The sequence below is a fragment of the Algihabitans albus genome (assembly GCF_003572205.1).
Classification (GTDB): domain Bacteria; phylum Pseudomonadota; class Alphaproteobacteria; order Kiloniellales; family DSM-21159; genus Algihabitans; species Algihabitans albus.
In genome coordinates, this window is the sequence record NZ_QXNY01000005.1 from 114,978 (window position 1) to 138,856 (window position 23,879).

At 64.5% G+C, this 23,879-nt stretch carries 21 protein-coding genes and 1 tRNA gene; 9 read left to right on the plus strand and 13 right to left on the minus strand.

The window, feature by feature from the left end:
• The first annotated feature begins 1 nt into the window (after nt 1).
• Nucleotides 2-1,510 carry a tripartite tricarboxylate transporter permease gene (locus DBZ32_RS14570; RefSeq protein ID WP_208539242.1) on the plus strand — a complete coding sequence of 503 codons (1,509 nt, stop codon included), beginning with the start codon at nt 2-4 and terminating at the stop codon, nt 1,508-1,510.
• Nucleotides 1,507-3,102 carry a gamma-glutamyltransferase family protein gene (locus DBZ32_RS14575; protein ID WP_119167920.1) on the plus strand — a complete coding sequence of 532 codons (1,596 nt, stop codon included), beginning with the start codon at nt 1,507-1,509 and terminating at the stop codon, nt 3,100-3,102. The genes DBZ32_RS14570 and DBZ32_RS14575 overlap by 4 nt, the downstream gene beginning before the upstream one ends.
• Nucleotides 3,103-3,217: 115 nt before the next feature.
• Here the strand turns inward: DBZ32_RS14575 and DBZ32_RS14580 are convergent.
• A tRNA-Gln gene (locus DBZ32_RS14580) sits at nt 3,218-3,291 on the minus strand.
• Nucleotides 3,292-3,543: 252 nt separating this feature from the next.
• Here DBZ32_RS14580 and DBZ32_RS14585 point away from each other — a divergent pair.
• Together DBZ32_RS14585 and DBZ32_RS14590 are read left to right on the plus strand one after the other, a co-directional pair.
• Nucleotides 3,544-4,641, plus strand: a complete 1,098-nt coding sequence (locus tag DBZ32_RS14585) for a Ppx/GppA phosphatase family protein (protein ID WP_119167921.1) — start codon at nt 3,544-3,546, stop codon at nt 4,639-4,641.
• Between the two features lies 1 nt (nt 4,642).
• Nucleotides 4,643-5,392: an RlmE family RNA methyltransferase gene (locus DBZ32_RS14590; protein WP_119167922.1), complete on the plus strand. Its 750-nt coding sequence runs from the start codon at nt 4,643-4,645 to the stop codon at nt 5,390-5,392.
• Between the two features lie 38 nt (nt 5,393-5,430).
• Here the strand turns inward: DBZ32_RS14590 and DBZ32_RS14595 are convergent, their stop codons facing one another.
• Nucleotides 5,431-5,880, minus strand: coding sequence for a baeRF12 domain-containing protein (locus DBZ32_RS14595; protein WP_119167923.1), 450 nt, complete (start codon nt 5,878-5,880; stop codon nt 5,431-5,433).
• Nucleotides 5,881-6,208: 328 nt separating this feature from the next.
• Here DBZ32_RS14595 and guaB point away from each other — a divergent pair, with 328 nt between their 5' ends.
• Together guaB and DBZ32_RS14605 are read left to right on the plus strand one after the other, a co-directional pair.
• Nucleotides 6,209-7,672, plus strand: a complete 1,464-nt coding sequence (guaB, locus tag DBZ32_RS14600) for an IMP dehydrogenase (protein ID WP_119167924.1) — start codon at nt 6,209-6,211, stop codon at nt 7,670-7,672.
• A 36-nt stretch (nt 7,673-7,708) separates the two neighbouring features.
• On the plus strand, nt 7,709-8,734 hold the full coding sequence (locus tag DBZ32_RS14605; RefSeq protein ID WP_119167925.1) for a patatin-like phospholipase family protein: 1,026 nt from the start codon (nt 7,709-7,711) through the stop codon (nt 8,732-8,734).
• Here the strand turns inward: DBZ32_RS14605 and DBZ32_RS14610 are convergent.
• The 4 genes from DBZ32_RS14610 to DBZ32_RS14625 form a co-directional block, all read right to left on the minus strand.
• A complete protein-coding gene (locus DBZ32_RS14610; RefSeq protein WP_162906767.1) occupies nt 8,731-9,351 on the minus strand; it encodes a sarcosine oxidase subunit gamma in 621 nt (206 codons plus the stop codon). The two genes, DBZ32_RS14605 and DBZ32_RS14610, sit on opposite strands and share 4 nt — an antisense overlap.
• The gene (locus tag DBZ32_RS14615) at nt 9,344-12,388 is read right to left on the minus strand and encodes a sarcosine oxidase subunit alpha family protein (protein ID WP_119167927.1); all 3,045 of its coding nucleotides are present in this window, start codon (nt 12,386-12,388) and stop codon (nt 9,344-9,346) included. The genes DBZ32_RS14610 and DBZ32_RS14615 overlap by 8 nt, the downstream gene beginning before the upstream one ends.
• A 27-nt stretch (nt 12,389-12,415) precedes the next feature.
• On the minus strand, nt 12,416-12,709 hold the full coding sequence (locus tag DBZ32_RS14620; protein WP_119167928.1) for a sarcosine oxidase subunit delta: 294 nt from the start codon (nt 12,707-12,709) through the stop codon (nt 12,416-12,418).
• A gap of 79 nt (nt 12,710-12,788) precedes the next feature.
• Entirely contained in the window at nt 12,789-14,042 is a 1,254-nt protein-coding gene (locus tag DBZ32_RS14625; RefSeq protein WP_119167929.1) for a sarcosine oxidase subunit beta family protein, read from the minus strand.
• A 241-nt stretch (nt 14,043-14,283) separates the two neighbouring features.
• Here DBZ32_RS14625 and DBZ32_RS14630 point away from each other — a divergent pair, with 241 nt between their 5' ends.
• Nucleotides 14,284-15,282, plus strand: a complete 999-nt coding sequence (locus tag DBZ32_RS14630; protein WP_119167930.1) for a GlxA family transcriptional regulator — start codon at nt 14,284-14,286, stop codon at nt 15,280-15,282.
• Between the two features lie 34 nt (nt 15,283-15,316).
• On the opposite strand, the gene DBZ32_RS14635 is transcribed toward DBZ32_RS14630, so the two are convergent.
• The 4 genes from DBZ32_RS14635 to DBZ32_RS14650 all read right to left on the minus strand — a co-directional run bounded on the left by DBZ32_RS14635 (nt 15,317) and on the right by DBZ32_RS14650 (nt 18,833).
• On the minus strand, nt 15,317-15,895 hold the full coding sequence (locus DBZ32_RS14635; RefSeq protein WP_119167931.1) for an HD domain-containing protein: 579 nt from the start codon (nt 15,893-15,895) through the stop codon (nt 15,317-15,319).
• 33 nt (nt 15,896-15,928) lie between these two features.
• Nucleotides 15,929-16,888, minus strand: coding sequence for a methylenetetrahydrofolate reductase (locus DBZ32_RS14640; protein ID WP_208539243.1), 960 nt, complete (start codon nt 16,886-16,888; stop codon nt 15,929-15,931).
• Nucleotides 16,889-17,032: 144 nt separating this feature from the next.
• Entirely contained in the window at nt 17,033-17,491 is a 459-nt protein-coding gene (locus DBZ32_RS14645) for a MarR family winged helix-turn-helix transcriptional regulator (protein ID WP_235830216.1), read from the minus strand.
• A 298-nt stretch (nt 17,492-17,789) separates the two neighbouring features.
• Nucleotides 17,790-18,833 (minus strand): GlxA family transcriptional regulator, encoded by a 1,044-nt coding sequence (locus DBZ32_RS14650; RefSeq protein WP_119167933.1) that lies wholly within the window; start codon nt 18,831-18,833, stop codon nt 17,790-17,792.
• Nucleotides 18,834-19,000: 167 nt separating this feature from the next.
• Between DBZ32_RS14650 and DBZ32_RS14655 the strand changes: the two genes are divergently transcribed.
• A complete protein-coding gene (locus tag DBZ32_RS14655; protein ID WP_208539244.1) occupies nt 19,001-19,696 on the plus strand; it encodes a glutamine amidotransferase-related protein in 696 nt (231 codons plus the stop codon).
• Between the two features lie 66 nt (nt 19,697-19,762).
• On the opposite strand, the gene DBZ32_RS14660 is transcribed toward DBZ32_RS14655, so the two are convergent.
• On the minus strand, nt 19,763-20,728 hold the full coding sequence (locus DBZ32_RS14660; RefSeq protein WP_119167935.1) for a 2-hydroxyacid dehydrogenase: 966 nt from the start codon (nt 20,726-20,728) through the stop codon (nt 19,763-19,765).
• Nucleotides 20,729-20,818: 90 nt separating this feature from the next.
• Between DBZ32_RS14660 and DBZ32_RS14665 the strand changes: the two genes are divergently transcribed.
• Nucleotides 20,819-21,640 (plus strand): EipB family protein, encoded by an 822-nt coding sequence (locus tag DBZ32_RS14665; RefSeq protein ID WP_208539245.1) that lies wholly within the window; start codon nt 20,819-20,821, stop codon nt 21,638-21,640.
• A 41-nt stretch (nt 21,641-21,681) separates the two neighbouring features.
• Here the strand turns inward: DBZ32_RS14665 and DBZ32_RS14670 are convergent, their stop codons facing one another.
• Both DBZ32_RS14670 and DBZ32_RS14675 read right to left on the minus strand, forming a co-directional pair.
• Nucleotides 21,682-22,983 carry a DNA polymerase IV gene (locus tag DBZ32_RS14670; protein ID WP_119167937.1) on the minus strand — a complete coding sequence of 434 codons (1,302 nt, stop codon included), beginning with the start codon at nt 22,981-22,983 and terminating at the stop codon, nt 21,682-21,684.
• The gene (locus DBZ32_RS14675) at nt 22,980-23,876 is read right to left on the minus strand and encodes an ROK family protein (protein ID WP_119167938.1); all 897 of its coding nucleotides are present in this window, start codon (nt 23,874-23,876) and stop codon (nt 22,980-22,982) included. The genes DBZ32_RS14670 and DBZ32_RS14675 overlap by 4 nt, the downstream gene beginning before the upstream one ends.
• Between the last annotated feature and the right edge of the window lie 3 nt (nt 23,877-23,879).

Consider the following 23,879-nt stretch of genomic DNA (forward strand, 5'->3'; position numbering starts at 1 on the left):
GATGATGGATGCCTTTCTGTCCGGTGCCGGCCAAGTCTTCTCGCCCGACACGTTGATCTACATGCTGATCGGGTCCATTGCCGGAATCATCGCCGCCGCGATCCCCGGCTTTACCGTGACGATGGCCATCGTGCTGACCTTGCCGCTGACCTTCGCGATGGATCCCTTGCAGGGCATCGCGGTGATGCTGGCGGTCTATGTAGGGGGCTATACCGGCGGTCTGATCTCGGCGGCGCTCTTGGGCATCCCCGGCACGCCCTCGGCGGTCGCCACGACCTTCGACGCCTTTCCCATGGCGCGCGCGGGCGAGCCGGGCCGGGCGCTGTCTCTCGGGATCTGGGCGTCCTTCTTCGGGACGGTCCTGTCCACCGCCGTCCTGATCGTGGCCGCGCCGCCGCTCGCGGTCTTCGCGGTCCGGCTGGGACCTTGGGAATACTTCTCTCTCATCGTTTTCGCGCTGACCATCGTCGCCAGTCTGGTGGGTCGGTCGATCCTGCGCGGGCTGATCGCCGGAGCGATCGGCTTGGCCATCTCGACCGTTGGGCCGGATCCGATCATGGGGCGCCCGCGCTTCGATTTCGGGATCGAGATGCTGGCGCCGGGCCTGTCGTTTCTGATCGTGCTGATCGGAATCTTCGCGATCTCGCAACTCCTCTCAGAAGTCGAGGACGCACGCTCGGTCCGGTCAGGTACCGCGCTCTCGACCAAGGACATCGAGTTCCGCACCTGGGCGGTGATGCGCGAGGTGGTGATGCGGCCGGTGAATCTGATCCGTTCGTCCATCGTGGGGGTTCTGGTCGGCGCGTTGCCGGGGGCCGGCGGTTCGATCGCCAATCTGATTGCTTACGACCAAGCCAAACGCGGCTCGAAAACGCCCGAGAAATTCGGCACCGGCACGCCCGAGGGCGTGGTTGCGTCGGAGGCGGGGAATTCCGCCACCGCCGGCGGCGGTCTGATCCCAATGATCTCGCTGGGTATTCCAGGCTCGGCGGTCGACGCGATTCTGATGGCCTCGCTCATGGTGCACGGGATCTCGGTGGGGCCCCGGCTGATCCTCGACAACGCCGACCTGGTCTATGGAATGTTCGTGGCGATGGTGGTCTCCAGCTTCATGATGCTGTTGGTCTGCCTGCTGTCGATGCGCGCTTTCCTGCGGGTTACGGAAATCCCCAAATGGCTGATCGTGCCGGCGGTGATCGTCTGTTGTGTCGTGGGCTCCTTCGCGCTGAACAACCGAGTCAGCGACCTCTACCTGCTCGGCATCGTCGGGCTGTTCGGCTACGTCCTGCGCACGCTGGACTACCCGCTCGCTCCTCTTGTGCTGGGCGTGATCCTGGGGCCGATCGCCGAAACCAACATGCGCCGCGCGCTGATGACCGATGCGGATTGGACGTTGTTCCTGACCCGGCCCGTCAGCCTGATCTTTCTGAGCGCCGCGGCGCTCTCCGTCGCCTGGGTGATCTGGAAACACCGGAAATCAACAAGAAATCGGGAGACTGCGAAGCAATGAATCTGCGTCATGAACCACTCTATCCGTCACGCCGCTCGCCGGTTCTGGCCGATAATCTGGTGGCGACCTCGCAGCCTTTGGCGGCCCAAGCGGGTTTGTCGATGCTGGCTCGCGGCGGCAACGCAGTGGATGCCGCACTGGCGGCCGCCATCGCGCTGACAGTGGTGGAGCCAACGGGCAATGGCCTTGGTTCTGACGCCTTCTGCATTCTCTGGGACGGCACTCAACTGCATGGGCTGAACGCTTCGGGCCGATCGCCCGCGGGCTGGAGCCCCGAGCGTTTCGCGGGGGCCGAGAGCATGCCGTTTCACGGCTGGGAAAGCGTGACGGTGCCAGGGGCGGTTAGCGCCTGGGCGACGCTATCCAAGACCTTCGGCAGACTTGAGTTCACGAAGCTGTTTGGGCCGGCGGTCGGCTATGCGGAGAAGGGGTTCATCGTCTCGCCGATCATCGCCGAACGCTGGCGCCGGGACGCCGAAACCCTGAGGGATCAGCCGGGCTATGGCGAGACCTTTCTGCCCGGCGGCAAGCCGCCGCGCGCCGGCGAGCGCTTTCGCAATCCAGCGATGGCGAATACGCTGCGTCAGATCGCCGAAAGTCATGGCCGCGCCTTCTATGACGGCAGTCTGGCTGAAAGGATCGCCGCCTTCGCCGCCGAACACGGTGCCGCCTTGACCCTGGACGACATGGCGAACCACCAGTCGGATTGGTGCGGGACGATCCATCAGCGCTTCGACGGCATCGACCTCCACGAGATCCCGCCGAACGGACAGGGTATCGCCGCGTTGATGGCACTGGGCATCCTGGATCATACGCCGGTGCGCGATCATGGACCGGATAGCGCAATGGCCTTTCACTACCAGTGGGAGGCGATGAAGCTTGCCTTCCGCGACACCGATGCGTACGTCGCCGACCCCGCGTACATGTGCGATATCCCGACCGAGGCCTTGTTGAACCCAGATTATCTGGCCCGGCGGGCCGCCGAAATTTCATCGGTGAAGGCCACGGACTTCGGTGCCGGGGCGCCGAAGCAGGGCGGTACGGTCTATCTGACCGCCGCCGACGCGAGCGGCATGATGGTGTCCTTCATCCAGTCGAACTACGCGGGGTTCGGATCGGGCGTGGTGGTGCCGGGCACGGGCATCCACCTTCAGAATCGCGGTGCGGGCTTTACCTTGGAGGAAGGCCACCCCAACCAGGTCGGCCCGAAGAAGCGGCCTTTCCACAGCATCATTCCCGGTTTTTTGATGCGCGAGGGTGCGCCGCTGATGAGTTTTGGCGTGATGGGCGGTCCAATGCAGGCCCAGGGCCATCTGCAGATGACGTTACGGACACAGCTCTGGGAACAGGACGTGCAAAGCGCCGTCGACGCTCCGCGCTGGCGGGTCACTGCGGGCAATGGCGTCGCCTGCGAAACGACGATGGCGCCGGAGACCCTCTCGGTCCTGCGCGACATGGGGCACGATATCTCGCTGGAATCCCCCGACAACGCCTTCGGCTTCGGCGGCGCCCAGCTTATCCAACGGCTGCCAGGTGGCGGCTATGCTGCCGGATCGGATCCGCGAAAGGATGGGCTTGCGATCGGTTTTTAGAGGTCCGGCCCGGGTATTGGAGGCGCGGCTTTATCCGGGCCTGCGGCACCGCCGACGCGGCTTGCCCCGGGGAGGACCGTGAATCCGTGGAGATTTGAGGAGTTCAGCGAAACATTGGCTGGGGGACCTGGACTCGAACCAGGACCAACGGAGTCAGAGTCCGTCGTTCTACCATTAAACTATCCCCCAACCGGTCCGGACGGCGGCCTTGTCTTGCGCCGCTGAATGCGGCCCGGTTGCGTCGAGCGGCGTATCTAGACCATCCCGGCCCGGCATTTCAACCCCTGGACCGCCCTTCGCGGCGACCGCCGCCCGGGGCGCGGCTCGCTCTTGTCGTATCCATATGCCGACGGATATGGTTGTATTTCGACGAATATGTCGACATCGAGAGGCGCCAGCCGGTTGCGCCCTGTCGGCCATGCCGGAGTTGCGAGAAGGTCGATGGACAAGGTGAGCGGCGAAGCGCAGCAGGACGCGCGGCCCCGAAAGACGGCATCTCCACATCCCTCGACCAAGGCGGCACACCTGCACCCGCGGCCAGCCCGGGCGGCTTATGGCGCGCTCGACCTCGGAACCAACAACTGTCGTCTGTTGATCGCGCGCCCGGCGCCGGACGGCTTTCGTGTGATCGACGCCTTCTCGCGGATCGTGCGCCTCGGCGAAGGCTTGGCGACGACGGGGCGGATCTCGCCGGCAGCGATGCAGCGGACGCTCGCAGCCCTGGAAGTCTGTGTCGCCAAGCTTCGGCAACGCGGTGTGACTCGGCTGCGTGCCGTCGCCACGGAAGCCTGTCGCAGGGCGGAGAACGGGGACGAGTTCCTAGAGGCGGTCAGGAGCCGTTGCGGTCTGGAACTGGATGTGATCGATGCCGAGGAGGAGGCTAGCTTGGCGCGTTACGGCTGTGCGCCACTGCTCGATGGGCGCAGACGTCATGCGGCGATCATCGATATCGGTGGGGGCTCGACGGAGATCGTCTGGCTCTGCAACGACACGGCGGAGGGTGACGCCGCCGCGCCGCGGCTTCGGGCCTGGCACTCTCTGCCGCTCGGCGTGGTCGATCTGGCGGAGCGCTTCGGCGGGCACGAGGTCGGGCGGCCGGTCTATGAGGCCATGGTCGCGGAAGTTCGCTCCGGCTTGGCGCCCTTCGTGGCACGACACGGCTTGGCGGAGCGGGCCAGGTTCGGGGAACTGCAGATGATCGGCACCTCCGGTACGGTGACGACCTTGACCGGGATGCACTTGGACCTGCCGCGGTACGACCGGTCGCAGGTCGATGGTGCGTTTCTGCCCTTGGGCTTGGTCGAGAAGCTGAGCGAGCAGGTCCGCGCCATGAGCTACCGGGCACGGGTTGCGCACCCCTGCATCGGCAGGGATCGGGCCGACCTGGTGGTGGCCGGTTGCGCCATTCTCGAGGCTTTCTGGCGGCTTTGTCCGACCGATGGCTTGACGGTCGCCGATCGCGGTTTGCGCGAGGGACTGCTCTATCTGATGATGTGCGAAGATGGAGTCTGGACGGCGCCGGCCGGAGGTGGTGCGTAGCATGGCCGGAGGTCAGGGTAAGGGCGGCAAGGGTGGGCGCCGCGGCAGCGCATCGGGCGGCAGTCTGGGCGGCGCGCGCCAGCTCCGCGAGCGGGTTCGCACCGCGCGCGGCCGTCGGCCGTCGTCGACTCGCTGGCTGGAGCGGCAGTTGAACGATCCCTATGTGGCCGAGGCCAGGGCGCGGGGTTACCGCAGCCGGGCCGCCTTCAAACTGTTGCAGCTCGACGAAAAGGTCGGGCTGCTCAAGGGCGCGCGCCGCATCGTCGATCTGGGCGCTGCGCCGGGGGGCTGGACCCAGGTGGCGATTCAGCAGTTGGGGCCGCAGGTCCGGGTGGTCGCGGTGGACTACCTGGAGATGGCGCCGCTGGTGGGTGCAACGATCTTGCAGCTCGATTTCCTGGATGAGGACGCACCGGAGAAGATCAGGGCTGCGCTGGACGGCCCGGCCGATCTGGTGCTCTCCGACATGGCCGCGCCGAGTACCGGTCACGCCAAAACGGACCATATCCGCGTCGTCGGCCTGGCCGAGACGGCGCTGGCTTTCGCACTTGAGGTGCTGTCGCCCGGGGGAGCTTTCGTTGCGAAGGTCTTTCAGGGCGGGAGCGAACGGGACCTCCTGGACCTGCTGAAGCAGAACTTCAAGACCGTGCGCCATGTCAAACCGCCGGCCAGCCGCGCCGAGTCCTCCGAGCTCTACGTTGTCGCTCAAGGCTTTCGCGGCGCTTCGCAGGACGCGCCGGACTCGGATTGACGGAGTCCGACAGACGCAGTCTGACCGAGAGGGGCGTGCTAAAGCGCGACGATCTCAGTCAGGTGATCGACGATTTCCCGTTCCACCAATTGCGTCAGATCCTTGTTGAGCTCCGCATAGATCCGATCCTGTGCTGCCTTGCCAAGCGCTTCGCGGAGTTGGCCGAGTGTTTTCGGATCGGCGACCAGCACCAGTCTGTCATAGGCACCGCGCCCGGCCTGGTCGGTCAGAAGTTTGCCGAGTTGCGCCACGAACTTCAGCTTTTCCTGGCCCTTCGGGTCGATCTTCGGGGCGTAGGCGTGCAAGGCTTCGCCCGTTCTGTCGCGGGTCGCGCCCGGCCGGTCGCTGGCGATTTCATGGCTTGGCGGGTGGGGCGTCGAAAGCTCGGCTGGATCGCTTGGCCGGATACCCTGACCAATGCCGTGATTTTCGAAGAAGCGTGCGCGGAAGCCGTCCGCGACGACAATTCGGGTGACTGGCGCCTTCATATCTTTCGAGTCCTTTGCCCGATCGAATCTGCCATGCCGTTTTCCGTACCCCCATTTGACCTCACTTGATCGCACGAACGGACGGGCCAGTTCCTTGAGCAGTGTCAGTCTTGCGCCGGATCGGCTTGAGCCGAAGTGCTTTGTCAGGCCGTTCCGGGGCTTGAATTCCTCTCGAATGGCGGGATTGGAGCGGATCGCGATCTGCTTCGGGCTCTTCGTCGCTGCGACGCAGAGGGGCTATGCGTTCGGGCCGCCGGCCGGCGGCTTGGCAGGGCCTGTGCGATGTGTATAGTGCGCCGCCAATCTCTTTTTATCAGCGGGGTTGGTTATGGAAATCCGCGAGGGCCTGACCTTCGACGACATTTTGCTTCAGCCTGCGGAATCCGCCGTTCTTCCTGCCCAAACCAATACGTCGACCCGACTGACTCGCTCGATCGAGTTGAACATCCCGCTGATCTCCGCGGCCATGGACACGGTCACCGAGGGGCGCTTGGCCATCGCCATGGCGCAGGCCGGCGGGATGGGCGTGATCCACAAGAACATGCTGGCGCCGGCCCAGGCCGACGAAGTGCGTCGCGTCAAGAAGTTCGAGAGCGGCATGGTGGTCAATCCCGTGACCATCTTCCCCGACGAACCCCTGCGCAACGCGCTCGCCCTGATGGAAACCCACGGTATCTCGGGCATTCCGGTCGTCGAGCGCGGCACCAAGAAGCTGGCCGGCATCCTGACCAACCGCGATGTGCGCTTTGCCGACAACCCGGCCGAGCCTGTGTCGGAGCTCATGACCAAGGAGAACCTGGTCACGGTGCAAGAAGGCGTCAGCCGGGAGGAGGCCAAGCGCCTGCTCCACAAATGGCGCATCGAGAAGCTGCTGGTGGTCGATCGGGACTATCGCTGCGTCGGGCTGATTACGGTCAAGGACATCGAGAAGGCGCAGATGCATCCGCAGGCCTGCAAGGACGACCAGGGCCGTCTGCGCTGTGCTGCGGCGACAGGTGTCGGCAAGGACGGGATTGCACGGGCCGAGGCTCTGCTGGCAGCCGGCGTCGACGTTGTCGTGGTCGATACGGCGCACGGCCATTCTCGCGGCGTGCTCGACACCGTTGGCCAAATCAAGCGGCTCTCCAACACGGCTCAAGTGGTGGCGGGCAACATTGCCACGGCGGATGCCGCGCAGGCCTTGATCGATGCCGGCGCCGACGCGATCAAGGTCGGGATCGGGCCGGGCTCGATCTGCACGACCCGCGTGGTGGCCGGCGTCGGCGTTCCGCAGCTCACCGCGCTGTTCGATACGGTGGAGGTTGCGCGCAAGGCTGGCACGCCGGTGATTTCCGATGGCGGCATCAAATATTCCGGCGATCTGGCGAAGGCGATCGCCGCGGGCGCCGACTGCGTGATGATCGGCTCGCTGTTCGCCGGTACGGACGAGAGTCCCGGCGAGGTCTTCCTCTACCAAGGCCGCACCTATAAGGCCTATCGCGGCATGGGCTCGCTCGGCGCCATGGCGCGCGGCTCGGCCGACCGCTACTTCCAGGAAGAGGTGGCCGATACGCTTAAGATGGTGCCGGAGGGCGTTGAGGGGCAGGTGCCCTATAAGGGGCCGATCAGCGCCGTGATCCATCAGCTCGTCGGCGGTTTACGTGCCGCCATGGGCTATACTGGTAGTCCCGGTATGGAGGAAATGCAGCGCAACTGTCGCATGCTGCGGATCACCAACGCGGGTCTGCGTGAAAGTCACGTGCACGACGTGACCGTGACCCGCGAAGCGCCGAACTACCGCAACAACCTCTGACCCGCTGGCCGTAGCGCCTGCGCGGGGAGCCTCCGCATGGCCACGTCCGCTGCCAAGATCAAGACGGTGAACCTCGCGCTGCAGGGCGGGGGCGCCCATGGTGCCTTTGCCTGGGGGGTGCTCGACCGTCTGCTCGACGAAGAGCGCCTCGCCTTCGAGGGGCTGACCGCGACCTCCGCCGGTGCGATGAATGCCGTCGTCCTCGCGCATGGTCTGCGCGTCGGAGGCCGGGACGGCGCCAAGCAAGCCTTATCGGACTTGTGGCGCCGGGTCAGCGACGGCGCTCGTTTTGCGCCGACCCAGCCGAGCCCGATGCAATTGCTCTTCGGCGACTGGGGTGCGCCTTCGTTCGGTCACTTCGCCTTCGAGGTGATGACGCGGGTCGTCTCGCCCTATCAGTTCAATCCCTTCAATCTCAATCCGCTGCTCGACATGCTGCGTGAGAGCGTGGACTTCGAAGGGTTGCAGAAGAGCTGCCCTTTAAAGCTTTTCATCAGCGCGACCAACGTACGCAGCGGCAAGATTCGCGTCTTCGAATCCCACGAACTGACAGCCGAGGCAGTGATGGCTTCGGCCTGTCTGCCCTTCCTGTTCCAAGCCGTCGAGATCGATGGGGAAGCCTACTGGGACGGTGGCTACATGGGCAATCCGGCGATCTATCCCCTGATCTACAATTGCGAGAGCCGGGATGTGGTGATCCTCCATATCAACCCGCTCTACCGCCCGGACTTGCCGACCGACGCCTTCGACATCATGAATCGGGTCAACGAGATTTCCTTCAACTCCTCGCTGATGCGCGAGATGCGGGCGATCGCTTTCGTCACCGACATGATCGACAAGGGCCAGATCACCCATCGTTCCATGAAGCGTATGCTGATCCACGCCATCGAGGCGGAGGAGGAGATGCGCGACCTCAGCGTTCACTCCAAGCTGACGCCGTCTCTTCCCTTTTTGCTGGAACTCCGCGACATCGGGCGCCAGACGGCCGAGACCTGGCTGGACGCTACCTTCGACAAGCTCGGCACTGAAACCAGCATCGATCTCGGCGAGATCTATCTTTAGTCGAGGACCGCCAGCCCGTACTCGGCTGCCGCGTCGGCAAGCCAGCGCCAAGCATAATCGGCGAAGCTGCGGCGGACGGTGATCTCAAAGACGAGTTCGGCTTCGCTTTGTTCATCGGAGACCAGCCGATAGACGGCGTCCGCCTTGGACAGCAGCGACTGGCGGACCTCTCCAGCACGGAAGGCGCGGGGGTGGAAGTCCAGGGGGCAGCCCTTGGCGAGCAGGGCGCGCGCCTGCGGACCGGAGGCCTCGATCTGCGTCCAGCCTTCCCCGATCTCGATCACGGCCGTGTGGCCGCCGCCAAACGCGGCCCGCAGCTTCTCTTCCAACGCCATGGCCGGGCCGTTCGTCTTGATCCACCACTCGTCGGGACCGAGGCGGTAGAGCGCGACGCTTCCGTTCAGACTGACTCCGCCCATCTCCGGCAGTTTCAGATTTAGCGTGTTGCTGGCCGCCTGGGCGACGGCTTTATCCGTTGGGCTGAAACGCAAGCTCAAGAGTCCCGGTAGCGGCAGCTCGCGCAGCGCGATACCTTGCTCGGGTGCGCGGTCCGCGACCGACCGGGCGGCGAGACCGAGGGAGGCGAGAGCGCTCAGGCGCAGATAGTCTTCAGGCACGCATCCTCTCCCCTTCGGGATCGTAGAACACCGGCGATACCACCTTGCAGACAATCGTTCTGCCGTCGGCCAAGGGTGCGTAGAGCCTCTGACCGAGTCGGTCCCGGCCTCCCTTGATTAAGGCCAGAGCGAGAGAGCGGCCGAGATTGGGGCTCATGTAGCTGGAGGTCACGTGCCCGGCCATCGCCACCGGGGACACGGGTCTCGGCGTGCCCGGAATGGTTTCGGTCAGCTGGGCCCCTTCGGGCAGAACCTCGGCCGGGTCGTCTGTTTCCAGGCCGACCAGTTGTTTGCGATCGGAGCGCTCCATGTCGGGCCGGGCCAGAGACCGCTTGCCAACGAAGTCCTTGGTTTTGGAACAGAGACCTTCCAGCCCGAGGTCGAGCGGCGTCACCGAGCCGTCGGTTTCCTGGCCGACGATGATGAAGCCCTTCTCGGCTCGCAGCACGTGCATCGTTTCCGTGCCGAAGGGCGTGATGCCATAGGTCTCGCCGTCGCGCATGAAGGCCTCCCAGACCGCGTGGCCGTAAGAGGCCGGCACGTTGATTTCGTAGGAGAGCTCGCCGGTAAAGGAGATCCGAAAGATGCGTGCGGGGATCCCCATCACCTCGGCGTTCTTGACCTCCATGAAACCGAAGGCCTCCGGCGAGAGGTCCAGGTCGGTGAAGCGTCCCAGCAGCTTGCGTGCGTTGGGCCCGGCAAGTTGCAGGGTTGCCCACTGTTCGGTGACGCTGGTGAGGTAGACCTTCAACGTCGGCCACTCGGTCTGCAGCCACTCCTCGAGATGTGCCAGAACGGCGGCGGCGTTGCCGGTGGTGGTGGACATCAGGTAGTGCCGCTCGCCCAATCGGGCGGTGACGCCGTCGTCCATCACCATGCCGTCTTCCTTGAGCATCAGGCCGTAGCGGCACCTGCCAACGGCCAGCTTGCTCCAGGCGTTGCTGTAGATGCGGTTGAGGAAGACGGCGGCGTCCGGGCCCTGAATGTCGATCTTGCCCAGCGTCGAGGCGTCCAGCAGCCCAAGCGAGGCGCGCACGGCCTTGCATTCGCGCTGCACGGCGGCCTGCATGTCCTCGCCCGCTTTCGGGAAGTACCAGGGGCGCTTCCATTGGCCCACATCCTCGAAGACGGCTCCATTGCCCTTGTGCCAGGCCTGCATCGGGGTGGTGCGGACCGGGTCCAGCAGTTCATCGACGTCTCGGCCCGCGAAGATACCGAAGGTGACTGGTGTGTAGGGCAGGCGGAAGGTGGTGACGCCGACGTCAGGCAGCGGTCTGCCGAGCCGTTCGGCGACGACGCCGATGGCGTTGACGTTGCCGGTTTTGCCCTGGTCGGTGCCCATGCCCGTCGTGGTATAGCGCTTGACGTGCTCGATCGAGCCGTAGCCTTCCCGCAAGGCGAGCTCCAGATCGCTGGCGGTGACATCGTTCTGCAGGTCGACGAAATGCTTGCCGCCTTGACCGAGCGGGCGGTCCGAGGGGACGAGGTAGAGGAAGCGGGCTGGCAGGAAGCCGGCCGCATCGCTGCCCGTGATCTTCGCCAGGGCGGCCTTCTTGCGTCCCTTTACCTTGAAGCCGGCGTCGGCCGCCGCCGCCTGGCCGGCCGCCTGGCCCTGCGCCAGACCGCTTGTCAGGTCGAAGGCGCCGTTCGCCGCCCCGACGACGCGCTGATCCGGACGCGCCGCCTCGCCCGGCACGAAGCAGGCTTGGGCCTCGTCCCAGATCAGCTTGCCCTTGGCTTGGGCGAAGAGATGGACGGTTGGAGACCAGCCGCCGGAGGAGATCAGCAGATCGCAGTCCAGCGGAGTTCCTCCGCCGAAGACACGCTTGCCGCTCTCGTCCAGCGGGGCGATGCGGCAGCCGGAGATCCGCTTGCCGCCTTCGGTGCCGATCACGGCGTGACCGGCGAAGATATCGAGGCCGGCGGCTTGTGCGCGGGCGGTCAGCGGACCTTCCGGCGTCTCGCGCAGGTCGACCACGGCGGCGACCTTCGTGCCGGCCTCCTGCAGGGCGAGGGCGGCGGCGTAGCCGCCATCGTTGTTGGTGAAGACGACCGCCCTCTCACCGGGCTTCACTGCGTAGCGTCGGACATAGGTCTGGGCCGCACCGGCCAGCATGATGCCGGGCCTGTCGTTGTCCCGGAACACGAGAGGCCGCTCGATCGCACCGGTCGCGAAGACGGCTTGCTTGGCGCGCAGTTTCCAGAGGCGCTGACGCGGTAGGCTCGGGTCGCGCCGGGCCAACGGAAGATGATCCGTCACCCGTTGGTTCAAGGTGAAGAAGTTATGGTCGTAGACGCCGAAGCACTGGGTCCGCTTGAGCAGCGTGACCCCCGGAAAGGTCTGCAGTTCCGCCTCGGCGGCAGCCACCCAGTCCAGCGCCGGCTGCCCCTCGATCTCGAGTCCCGCCGAGCTGAGCAGCCAGCCGCCGAGCAGCGGCTCCTGTTCGGCCAGCACCACACGGGCTCCGGTGCGCGCCGCCGTCAGCGCTGCCATCAGGCCGGCAGGGCCGCCGCCGACCACCAGGAGATCGGCATGGGCGAACGTCTTGTCGTAGCTGTCCGGATCCGGAGCGCTCGGTGCCGTCCCCAGCCCGGCCGCTTGGCGGATCACCGCCTCGTACTTCATCCACATCGACGCCGGCCACATAAAGGTTTTGTAGTAGAAGCCGGCGGGAAAGAAGCGGGCGAGCCGGTCGTTCACGCCGCCGATATCGAAATCGAGCGACGGCCAGCAGTGCTGGGAGTTCGCGGTCAGATCTCGATAGAGTTCGATCTGGGTCGCGCGCAGGTTCGGTTCGGTCCGCGCGTCCTCGCCGAGCTGGACCAGCGCATTTGGCTCTTCGGCACCGGCCGCGAAGATGCCGCGCGGGCGATGGTATTTGAAGGAGCGGGCGACGAAGTGCACGCCGTTGGCCAGCAGCGCGGAGGCAAGGCTGTCGCCGGGATGTCCTTCATAGCGCCGTCCCTCGAAGGTGAAGGGGAGCGTTTCGCTGCGGTCGATCAGACCGCTTTCGGACAGCCGGAACCTTTGCGCCATCGGCCGGGGCTTCTCCAAGAGCAAGGGTTACAGATAGCTGCGTTCGGGCAGCTTCGGCGGTTTGGCGCCCATCGGATAGACTGCCAGGATCTCGTAGGTCAGTGTATCGCGCGCCACGTTGAACCAGCGGCGGCAGCCGTGGCTGTGTACCCAGCGCTCCAGCATGACGCCCTTCCGGTTGGTCTTCATGAAGAGGTAGTCGGCCCAGTCCTCGTCGCCCAAAGCTTCGGGCTGCAGCGGACGGGCGATGTGCGCTTCGTTGCCGTAGGAGAATTCGATCTCGGCGCGTGGGCCGCAGTGGGGGCAGTCGATCAGCAGCATGGCTGGAGCCTTTGGCCACGGTGTCGGTAGGAAGAGGGCCGGGTCGCTATGGAGAGAGCCTGCAGGACCGATCCCGGCATCAGTGAGCGACCGCCGCTGCGCCGTGCTCGTCGATCAGATAGCCGCTGCGGAATCGCTCCAGGCTGAAGGGGGCGTTGATTGCGTGCGGGCGATCGGTGGCGATGGTGTGGGCGAAGACATTGCCGGAGCCGGGTGTCGCCTTGAAACCGCCGGTGCCCCAGCCGCAGTTGATGTAGAGACCCTCCACCGGCGTTTTCGAGATGATCGGGCTGGCGTCCGGGCAGGTATCGACGATGCCACCCCAGTTCCGCAGCATCCGCATGCGCCGGAAGATCGGGAAGAGTTCGCAGATTGCCCCTAACGTTTCCTCGGTCACCGGCAGGCTGCCGCGTTGGCCGTAGCCGACATATTTGTCGACGCCGGCGCCGATCACCAACTCGCCCTTGTCCGACTGGCTGACGTAGGCGTGCACCGCGCCGGACATGATAACGCAGCCGAGCACCGGTTTGACCGGTTCGCTCACCAGCGCCTGCAGCGGCAGGGAGGTCACCGGTAGCCGGAAACCGGCGCGCTCGGCCAGCACGCTGGCGTGACCCGACGGGACGAGACCGATCTTCCTGGCTTCGATATAGCCCTTGCCTGTTTGCAGGCCCTGGACCCGGCCGTTGGAGATGCGGAAGCCCTCCACAGGGCATTCCTGGATGATGTCGACGCCGAGCGCGTCGGCGGCGCGGGCGTAGCCCCACGCGACAGCATCGTGCCGCGCGGTGCCACCGCGGCGCTGGAGGCTTGCGCCCAGGACAGGGTAGCGTCCGCCGCCGCGTAGGTCGATTACCGGGCAGTAGTGCTTGACGCCCTCGGCATCCAGAACTTCGGAATCGATGCCGTTCAGCCGATTGGCGTTCACCCGGCGGGAGACCTCTCTCAGGTCGTGTTGGCTATGTGCCAGGTTCAGCACACCGCGCTGCGAGAACATGACATTGTAGTTGAGGTCCTGGCTCAGGCCCTCCCAGAGCTTCATCGCGTGTTCGTACAGCGCGGCGGATTCATCCCAAAGATAGTTCGAACGCACGATGGTTGTGTTGCGTCCGGTGTTGCCGCCGCCCAGCCAGCCGCGCTCCAGCACGGCCACCTTGGTCAGCTTGTGCTCCTTGGCCAGGTAATAGGCCGTGGCGAGGCCATGGCCGCCGCCACCGACGATCACGACGTCGTAGGACGTCTTGGGCTCCGGCGAACGCCAGGCCTTCGGCCAATCCCGGTGATGCCTGAAGGCATTGCGCGCGAGCGAGAAGACGCTGTAGCGGGTGCGCATGATCTGCCGGCCCTTCTTCTTCGATCGTCGAGCGCAAGCCCAAGAGAACTGCGGAGTGTCGCTCCTTGATGTGATGCCCGGAGCTCAGTCTCTCGCGCAGCGCCGTCCGCATCTTTTCTCTTCGCGACATCGACTGCTTTGTGTCACATTGACGCGCTATCGGGGAGGCAGCGGGACACGCTTTTCGAGTGTGCGTCCGTCTGGGTAAAAGTCAACAGAGGCGCAGTTACGGCGGTCGAATATGCTGGGTGGCACGCCGCGAGAGCTCCCGCAGAGCATTGGCTTCATTCTTTTGCCGCGCTTTTCCATGATTGCGTTGGCTTCGGCGATTGAGCCTTTGCGCCTTGCCAATAGAGTTGCTGGTAAGCCGCTCTACCGCTGGCCTTGCTTTTCGATCGATGGACAGCCGGTACAGGCCTCGAACGGCATGGAATTTCAGGTCACTGGCGATCTGGAGGCCGCATCCGTGCTGCATGTGGTGGCGCTGGTCGCAGGCCTCGACCCGGGCCGTATCGAAGACAAGCGTCTTTTCGCCTGGCTGCGGCGGATGGACCGGCAGGGTTCGGATCTTGGTGCGATTTGCACAGCAACCGTGGTGATGGCCAAGGCAGGATTGCTCGACGGCTATCAGTGCACGATCCACTGGGAGAATCTTGCCGGTTTCGTCGAGGCCTTTCCGGAGTTGGAGGTCACCGACGAACTCTTCGAGATCGACCGCAACCGCTTCACCTGCGCCGGCGGCACCGCTGCTGCCGACATGATGTTGAACACCATCGCGCTGCAGCACGGGCAGGAACTGGCGACCCAGGCGGCCGATCAGTTCATGCACGAACGTATCCGCGATCAGCGCGACCATCAGCGCATGAGCTTGCGGGCCCGATTGGGAGTGCGGCACCCGAAGTTGCTCTCGATCATCGCGACGATGGAGGAAAACCTCGAAGAGCCGCTGTCCAGGAACGACCTAGCGCGTGCGGCCGGTCTCTCGACCCGGCAGCTCGAACGGCTCTTCCGCAAGTACCTCGGCCGCTCGCCGGCGCGCTACTATCTTGAACTCCGGCTCAACCGCGCGCGCCTGCTACTGCTGCAGACCGAGATGAGCGTGATCGACGTGGCCCTGGCCTGCGGCTTCGTCTCAGCCTCTCACTTTTCCAAGTGTTATCGCGACTTCTTCGGGCGCACGCCGCGTAAGGAACGCGGCCTCCCTGCGGCACCCGAACACATGGAAGGCCGTGTCGCCTAGCGGCTATCCGGATGAAGAACTTCGCTGCCGTCCCTTACGCCGCTGCCGTGTCCTTCCAGAGCTTCCAGGGCTCGCGATCGAGTAGGCGTCGAACCATCGGCTCGAAATGGTGCAGTGCGGCGGTGTCGTAGTCGGGGTCGAAGGCTGTCTGGTCCCACTTGGCGCAAAAGTCGGCGCAGGCCTCGAAGTGAGGATGGCCGCGGTGCTGCTCGCGGGCATCGCGGTCGCCGCCGAGATGATGCCAGAAATAGTAACCCTGGAAGATCCCGTGATACTGCACGATCCACCAGGTGCGCTGCGTTACGTAGGGCTTGAGCAGAGTGGCGGCGAACTCGGCATGATTGTCGGGCGCCAGGGTGTCGCCGATGTCGTGCAGAAGGGCGGCAACGACCACTTCCTCCTCCGCACCGTCGCGCTCCGCCCGAGTCGCCGTTTGCAACGAGTGCTGATAGCGGTCGATCTTGTACCCGAGCTTGGGGCCTTCGAGGGTCTTCAGCAGATTCAGAACGTTGTCGGCGAAGGTCGCCGTCTTGAGTCGCTCCTCCTCCCGAGCGAGCAATGCGTAGTCTTCGACCGTCCCGTCTTCCATCCGGGTGAAGCTGACGCTCTGCATGACTTCGCCTCCTTGCCAAGTGTCGAGGCGAAGTTAGTCGATTGGGCGGTCGATCACAAAGCCACTGTCGTCCGGACTTAGGCTGAAGGCACCGTCGGCGACCGCATAACTCCAGGCAGCGGAGCGTCGCAAACCGCCAAGCGGATAGAGGTGGACACCCTGAATGCAGCTCTCCGGTTCGCTCATGCGATAGCGGGCGAGGTCGGTCACAAGCCGATCCGGCGCGCTGACCGTCATCAACTTCCTGATGTTGCGCGCTTGCTTGAGCAGGTACTGCATCGAGGGGCCGATGCCACAGGCCCGCGCGTGCCCGATCAGCGTCTTCAAGGTCGCCAAGCCTGGCAGGCCGACACGCACCGGCAGAGCGTTTCCGGCGGCGCGGATTGCTCTGTCCCAGGCGATGATCGCTGCCGCTTCGAAGACGAACTGCGTGACGATCTCGAAGTCGGCATCGCTGCGCTGGGCGAAGTCGTTCTTCCAGGTCAGGGCTTCGGCAATGGCTTCATCCGCGATATCCGGATTGCCCTCGGGATGACCGGCCACGGCGATCCTGGTGAAGCCGTGGCGGTCGAGCAAGCCGCTTTCCAGAACATCCATGGAGGAGGCGAAAGGTCCAAGCGGCTGCGCGACGGCGCCGGCCAGGACGACGGCGCGCGTGGCCCCGGCTTCGCCTGTCAAGCGCGCCAACCAGTCTTCGAGATGCGATCTGCTCGGAATCGATCGGCCGGCGAGGTGCGGAACCGGTTCGAAGCCTTCACGGCGGAGCCGGGCGGCGGTGGCGATCGTGTTCGCGAAGTCGCTGCCGGGCAAGAAGGTCACGGCAACCGTTGCGCCGGATCGCAGATAGGCGCGGTAGTCGTCGATCTTGGCCGCGGAACCCGGTGTTGTTTCGATAGTGAAACCTGCGGCCAAATCCGTGACGGCATTTTTCACCGAACGCGCGGGCGCGATTTCGATATCCGGTCGGACGTCAGTTTCAACATAATGAACCACGCAGGACCTCCACGTCCGATTCGGATCTGATTGATCCGATGCGGATGTCTAGCCTGCGGTCGAGACCGACGTCAGCTCTGTACCCGGCACGACGAACAGTCGCTTCTTCGCGACCTCGCCGTCTTTATCGATTGGCCCGAAGCGTCAGGTCAGGCGCTTTAGCAGGTCGACGAACAGGTCCCGTTCGCTGGTCTCGAGTGGCTCCAGGATCGCTTCGCTGACACCGTCGGCGTGATCGAGAAGCTGGTCGACCAGTGAAATGCCCGAAGATGTGAGCCTCAGCACCATACGCCGTCGATCGTTGGCGTCCGGCGTGCGTTGGATGTAGTCGCGCTCCTCCAGACGTCTGATGACGCCCTGGATCGTGGCTGGATCCATCGCAGCAAGCCGTCCCAAGCGGTTCTGCGACAGCTGACCGCGTTCATGCAGACGTGCCATCGCAAAAAACTGAGTCGGCGTGAGCTGATGCTCTCCCAAAACACTCAGAAAGAGAGAGGAGGCGCGTTGGTGCGCTCGGCGCAACAAATGTGCCACCTGCTCGTCGAGGTTGAGGGCTTGGGTTGTAACCTGATCCATTTCGTTTTCAGCGAGTTTTGCAGTCACGGCGTTCGGTCCTCTCTAAGGTAACGCCAAAGTGAAGAGGCTTGAGAGACTTGCCCCGCGCCGTTCGTCCGCGTCGATGGAGGGGGCTGTAAAGGTCCTAGAGTGGCGATTTATCAAGCTACCTGCGCTGGAACGTAGTGTGCTCTCTTCGTCCGTCCAGTCGAGAGGCTTTCACATCGCCTTTCGATTTCTTCCATAAGCCTACCTAATAGCTTGGTCGGCGCCTACGAGTAAAAGTTGAAAATAAATCAACTTAAAAGTTTGCACATACAGTTGTAATTCCAATCCAGGCGGAATTTTATGCAATTGCTGCAGGTGTCGCTCTCATAGGTGTTGCGGCCCGATCGTCGCGTGGACTGCGATTATAGAATTCGCGATAGCACTTGGAGAAGTGGGACGCGGAAACGAAGCCGCAGGCCGTTGCGACTTCCAGGACCGACATGGATGTCTGGGCGAGTAGCAGCCGGGCCCGGTCAAGCCGCAACTCCAGGTAGTGTCGCGTTGGCGTCTTCCCGAGATAGCGACGAAATAATCGTTCGAGTTGTCTGGTGGAGAGGCCGGCCATCCGCGCCAAGTCGGTGCGGGGAAGGGGATCTTCGATATGCTCCTCCATGATCGCGATGACCGCCAGGAGCTTTGGGTGGCTGACAGCCAAGCGGGCCCGCAGGGCCATGCGCTGCTTATCTTCGCGGCTGCGAATGCGCTCGTGGATAAACTGCTCGGCCGCCTTGGTTGCCAGCTCGCGGCCCAGGTCCAGCCCGATCACCGAAAGCATCATGTCGAGCGACGCCGTCCCGCCCGAGCAAGTCATGCGAAGGCCGTCGATCTCGAAAAGCTCCGCCGTCGCCTCGAGATCCGGAAAGGCCTCTTCGAATGCCGGTAGGCTCTCCCAATGGATCGTGCAGCGGACGTCCTGCAGCAGCCCGGCGCGGGCCAGAATATAGGTTCCGGTAGAGACGGATCCGATGCGGCAGCCTTGTCTCGCCAGGCGCCGCAACCAGCCCTCAAGCCGGAGGTCTCTGGCAGTTTCGGCGCCGAGACCGGCGCAAACGATCACCGTATCGAAACGCTGGTCGTCCGCGAGAGCGGCGTCGACCATGATGCCGACCTGGCTGGAGGAATGCACCGGCGCGCCGTCGCCGCTAAGCAGCGCCCAGGTATAGAAGGTCTGCCCGGTCAAGCGGTTGGCAGCCCTCAGGGGTTCGAGCGCCGATGTGAAGGCCAGGATCGAGAAATCCGGAACGAGAACGAAGGCGAAGCGTTGCGGGGGCCGCTGATCGCTGGCTTCCCTCGACGGTGCCGACAGCGCGGCCTTCTGAGACGGAGGCGTGGCACGTGACATACCAAGACCGGGAGTCTGTTGAGAATAAGGAAGCCTGAGACGGATTCGTCAGAAAGGCAATCTCGCGCAGCCCGCCGGCGAAATTTTTCGACTGAGCTCGCGGCACCTCGTTTTCCGGACGAATCAGGCTCTTTTGTCCTGCAACCGCGTCGCCTATGTTGTCGGCTATGACGCCTTCTGCCTTGCTTGTCCGACATGGTCAGCATGAACGAGACGACCGTGTCGCCCAGGCACTGAGCCGGCGCGGGTATCGGTTGGACCAGCGGTTCGTAGCCAAGGGCGACCTTCTGCCCAGCTTGCGGGAGGGACATGATCTCTGCGTCGTCTACGGCGGCCCGCAGATGGCGAGCGAAGCCGAGCAGGTCGATTATCTCGCTGCGGAACTGCGCTGGATCGATGACTGGGTAGGGGCCGGGCGCCCCTATCTCGGGATCTGCCTGGGGGCGCAGATGCTGGCGCGCAGTCAGGGCGCGAAGGTAGAAGCGCATCGTGATGGGCTGCACGAGATCGGCTACGTCGAGATCCTGCCGACGCCGCGCGGCCGCGAAGTGCTCCCCGAGCCGATCCATGCCTACCACTGGCACTCGGAGGGCTTCGATTTGCCTCGTGGAGCGGAGCTCTTGGCGATGGGCCGGGTCTTCGAGAACCAGGCCTTCAGGCTGAACGCCCACACCTATGGTCTGCAGTTTCATCCGGAAGTGACCCGCGAGATGATGCAGAGCTGGATGGAGGAGGCGGCGCACTGCCTGGTCCGCCCCGGCGCCCAGACGCGCGAGCGGCAGATCGCCGACGCCGGGCGCTACCACGAGCCTTTGGGTCTCTGGCTCGAGGGGTTTCTCGATCGCTGGATCGAGGGGCGTTAGAGCAGCGAAACTGCGATAGACCGACTAGGCGTCGACCTGGTCTTGCGGTGACGAACCGAAACGTCTCTAGGTCAGGATGCTGGGACCAGGACGCCCGGAGGCAACCGCGTCGAGATTGTCCAGGCAGATGAAACCCATCGCATTCCGGGTTTCGACCGTCGCGCTGCCGATGTGCGGTAACAGAAACGTGTTGGGCAGGGGGGCGTAGCGCGGATCGATCTGCGGCTCGCCTTCGAAGACGTCGAGACCCGCCGCCGCTATCTTGCCGGAGGTCAGGGCGGCGATCAGCGCGTTGTCCTCAACCAACGTGCCGCGCGCCGTATTGACGACGATGGCACCGTCCGGCAGCAAGGCGATCCGTTCGCCGTTCAGAAAATGATGGGTGTCGGGAGTCGAGGGCGCGTTGAGCGAGAGGAAGTCGCAGTGCGGCAGCATGTCTTCCGGTCGATCGTGATAGGTCGCACCCTGTTCCTGCTCCGCAGCCAGGCGCCTGCGGTTGGCGTAGTGGATCGTCATCCCGAAACCGCGGGCGCGCGCCGCGACGGCCCGGCCGATCCGACCCATCCCGAGGATGCCCAGGCGCTTACCGCTGACCTGCGTGCCGCAGAGTTGCGTTGTCGTCCAGCCGACCCATCGGCCTTCACGCAGAAGCGTCTCCGCTTCCCAGGCCCGGCGGGCAGCGCCTAGCAGGCAGAGCAGCGTGATGTCCGCCGTCGCATCGGTCAGCACGTCGGGAGTATTGCTCACCTGGAGACCGCGCGCCTTGGCGGCCGCGAGATCGATGTGTTCGTGCCCGACCGAAAAGGTGGCAAGCAGCTTGACGCTGGCCGGCAGACGGTCGATCAGCGCGCGGTCGAAACGGTCTGCCGTCGTACAGATGATGGCGAAACAGCCTTCGGCCGCGGTGGCGATCTCATCGGGGCTTAGAAGCCTGTCCTCCGGACTAAGGTGGGCCTCGTAGTCACGCGCAAGACGCTCACCGACCGCGGCGGGGAGTGCCCGCGTTGCGAGTGCCCGAAGCTTTTTGGCCATATCTGGAGCCCCCCAAAGGCAAATAGGCGAAAGAAACTCGCAAGCGCTGCTATTGCAGCGCGCGGTCGGCAGCTTATTCTGTCGCACATGATGCGCAATTGGACCACCTTCCTGGCAGTTCTGTTGACGACTGGCCTGGCGCCTCCGGCGGCTATTGGCGGATCACCGGCGGTCGAGGGATTTCAACCGCACCGGGCGAGCTACGAGCTGCTTCTGATTCCCGGCAAGGGCGATGGCAGCGTGGCTTCGGCCGGCGGCCGGCTCGACTTTGAATGGGCCGACGTTTGCGACGGTTGGGCGGTGAAGCAGCGCACCCGCGTCATCCTCGGCCAGTCCCAAGGCGGCGAGCTCGACTTCGGTTGGGCTCTCACGACCTGGGAGGCCAAGGACGGCCTCGCCTTTCGCTTCGTGATTCAGCGCTTTCAGGGGGGTGAAGTCTACGAGACGGTGCGCGGCGACGCTGAGCTTGAAAGCCAGGGTGGCCCCGGCATCGCGCGTTTTGAAGAACCGGTTGCCAGGGAGGTCGCCTTGCCGCCGGGAACGCTCTTTCCCACCGATCACACCTTTCGAATGATCGATTCGGCCCTGACCGGAAACCCTTCGCTCTATCGTTTGGTTTTCGATGCCTCTTCGGAGACTGACGGACTCGCCGCCGTTTCGGCGATCGTCGGCGGTCGGATTCCCAGCGATCATCCAGCCACACTGGACTCCGACTTGATCGCGAACCTGCCGTCTTGGCGTTTGATGCTCGCCTATTTTCCGCCTTTCGGCGAAGCCGAACTGCCTGAGACGGAGGTCGATCTGCGTGTCTTCTCGAACGGTCTGGCCGACGATTTCCGCTTCAACTACGGCGACTTTGCCCTGCGCGCCCGGCTTATGGAGCTGGAGCCCCTGGCGATGCCGGAGTGTTGAGGGGGCTCGACGAGCGCCGCTAGGGCGCGCGGGGCTGGGCCTTAGCTGCGTTTCGGAAGGCTGCGGCCTTTGACGATCGCCTGGTTGCCCAGCTTCGATCGGACCGAGTCGATCGCTTGCTCGACCTTGGCTCGTCGCTGACTGTCCGGTTCCAATAGGCTTGGCGGATCGGCTCGTTCTCCGTCGACCAGGCTGTCGGCACCAACGCCGATCAAGCGGAAGCGCCGTCCATCGGCTTCCTGCTCAAGCAGCGCGTAGGCCTCGCTGTAAAGTCGTTCCGCCAACTGGGTCGGTTCCGAAAGCCTTCGGCTTCTGGTCAAGGTCCGGAAGTCCCGAGTCTTCAGCTTGAGAGTCACGCCCTGACCGGCAATCTCGCTTCGCTTGAGACGGGCGGCCACCTTCTCGCAAAGCGGCCAGAGACTGGCGGCGAGATGGTCGAGCCTGTCCATATCGCTGTCGAAAGTGGTTTCGGCCGAGACCGACTTGGTCGGTGCGTTGGGCTCGACCGTCCGGTCGTCCTGCGCGCGCGAGAAGCGATAGAGCCGCCGGCCCATCGAGCCGAACAGGCCAACCAACTCCGCTTCCTCGTAGATCAGGAGATGCTTGATCCTGGTGATGCCGTGGCGCTCCAGAGCGCGCTTCAGGCTCGGACCGACTCCCCAAAGGAGTCCGACGGGCTTTTCGGCAAGAAAATCCTGAGCGTCGCTTACGCCCAACACCGCGAAGCCGCGTGGCTTGTCAAGATCGCTGGCGATCTTGGCGAGCAGTTTGTTGGGGGCGAGGCCGATGGAGACAGTCAGGTGTAAACTCTGCTCGATTCGGCGCGCCAAGCGCGCCAGGGTCTCGGCCGGGGCAGCGTGATGAAGGGCCTGCGTGCCCGTGAGATCGAGGAAGGCTTCGTCGATCGAGAGGGGTTCCACAAGAGGCGTCAACTCCAGCATCATCTCTCGGATCTTGCGGCCTTCCTCTCGGTATTTCGCCATGTTCGGGCGGATCACGACCGCATCGGGACAGGCGCTGAGTGCTTTGAACATCGGCATCGCCGAACGGACGCCGTAGAGCCGGGCGACGTAGCAGGCCGCGGCCACGACGCCGCGCCGACCGCCGCCGATCAGGACCGGCTTGTCGCGTAACTCCGGCGCATCCCGTTTTTCGATTGAGGCGTAGAAGGCGTCGCAGTCGATGTGAGCCAGGCCAAGGTCGCGCAGCTCTTGGTGGGCCACGAGCCTATGGGAGCCGCAGGCGGCGCAGCGCGGACTCGGCCCTTTCGACGCGGCTTCTGACCAGGCGAAGCAATCGCGGCAAAGCAGCTGCCAGGGTCTGTCGTTTGCCTGATCGCTCATGGTGACGATTCTAGCGGCCAAAGCCACGCCGCTCCGCGCACGCCGCTATCGTCACCGTGCAGGGCAGGGCGTATGGGGGTATCGAAGATATCGGAAAACACATAGGCGCCGACGGCTGCATCCAAGCCGTCGTAAAGCGCCGGCACCCGCGATAGACCGCCGCCGAGCACGATGGCGTCCGGATCCAACAGGTTGACGACGGTGGCCAGTGCCCGCGCCAGGCGGTCGCGATAGCGTGCCAGCGCCGCCGCCGCCGCCGGCTCCCCGGCCGCGGCACGCGCGACCACCATCTCGCTCGTCGTCGCTTCATCGTAGTCGGCCCCCAGGGCGGGTCCGGACAGCCAGGTCTCGATGCATCCCCTGCGGCCGCAGTAGCAGAGCCGGCCTGGCAACTCGGCCGCCTGCGGCCAGGACAGGGGATTGTGGCCCCACTCGCCGGCAATCGCGTCGCGCCCTCGCCAAACCTGGCCGCCCAAAACGATCCCGCCGCCAACTCCGGTTCCCAGTACTGCTCCAAAAACGGTCTGCGCACCCGCCGCGGCACCATCCACGGCTTCGGACAGAGCGAGGCAGTTGGCATCGTTCTCGATACGAATCGGCCGGCTCAGCGCCTCGGCCAGGTCCTTGTCGAATGGCTTGTCGATCAGATAGGTCGAATTGGCGTTCTTGATCAGACCGCTGTTCGGCGAAATCGCTCCCGGACACCCGACCCCGACGCTGCAGGCTGTTCCCGCTGCCGACTCCAGTTCGCCGACAAGGTCCCGCAGGGCGACGAGCGTGGCGTCGTAGTCTCCCTGCGGAGTGGCGCGGCGGCGCCGCAAGACCTCTGCGCCCGACGCTTGCAGAACGACGCCGGAGATCTTCGTTCCCCCGAGATCCAAACCGATCCGCATTTC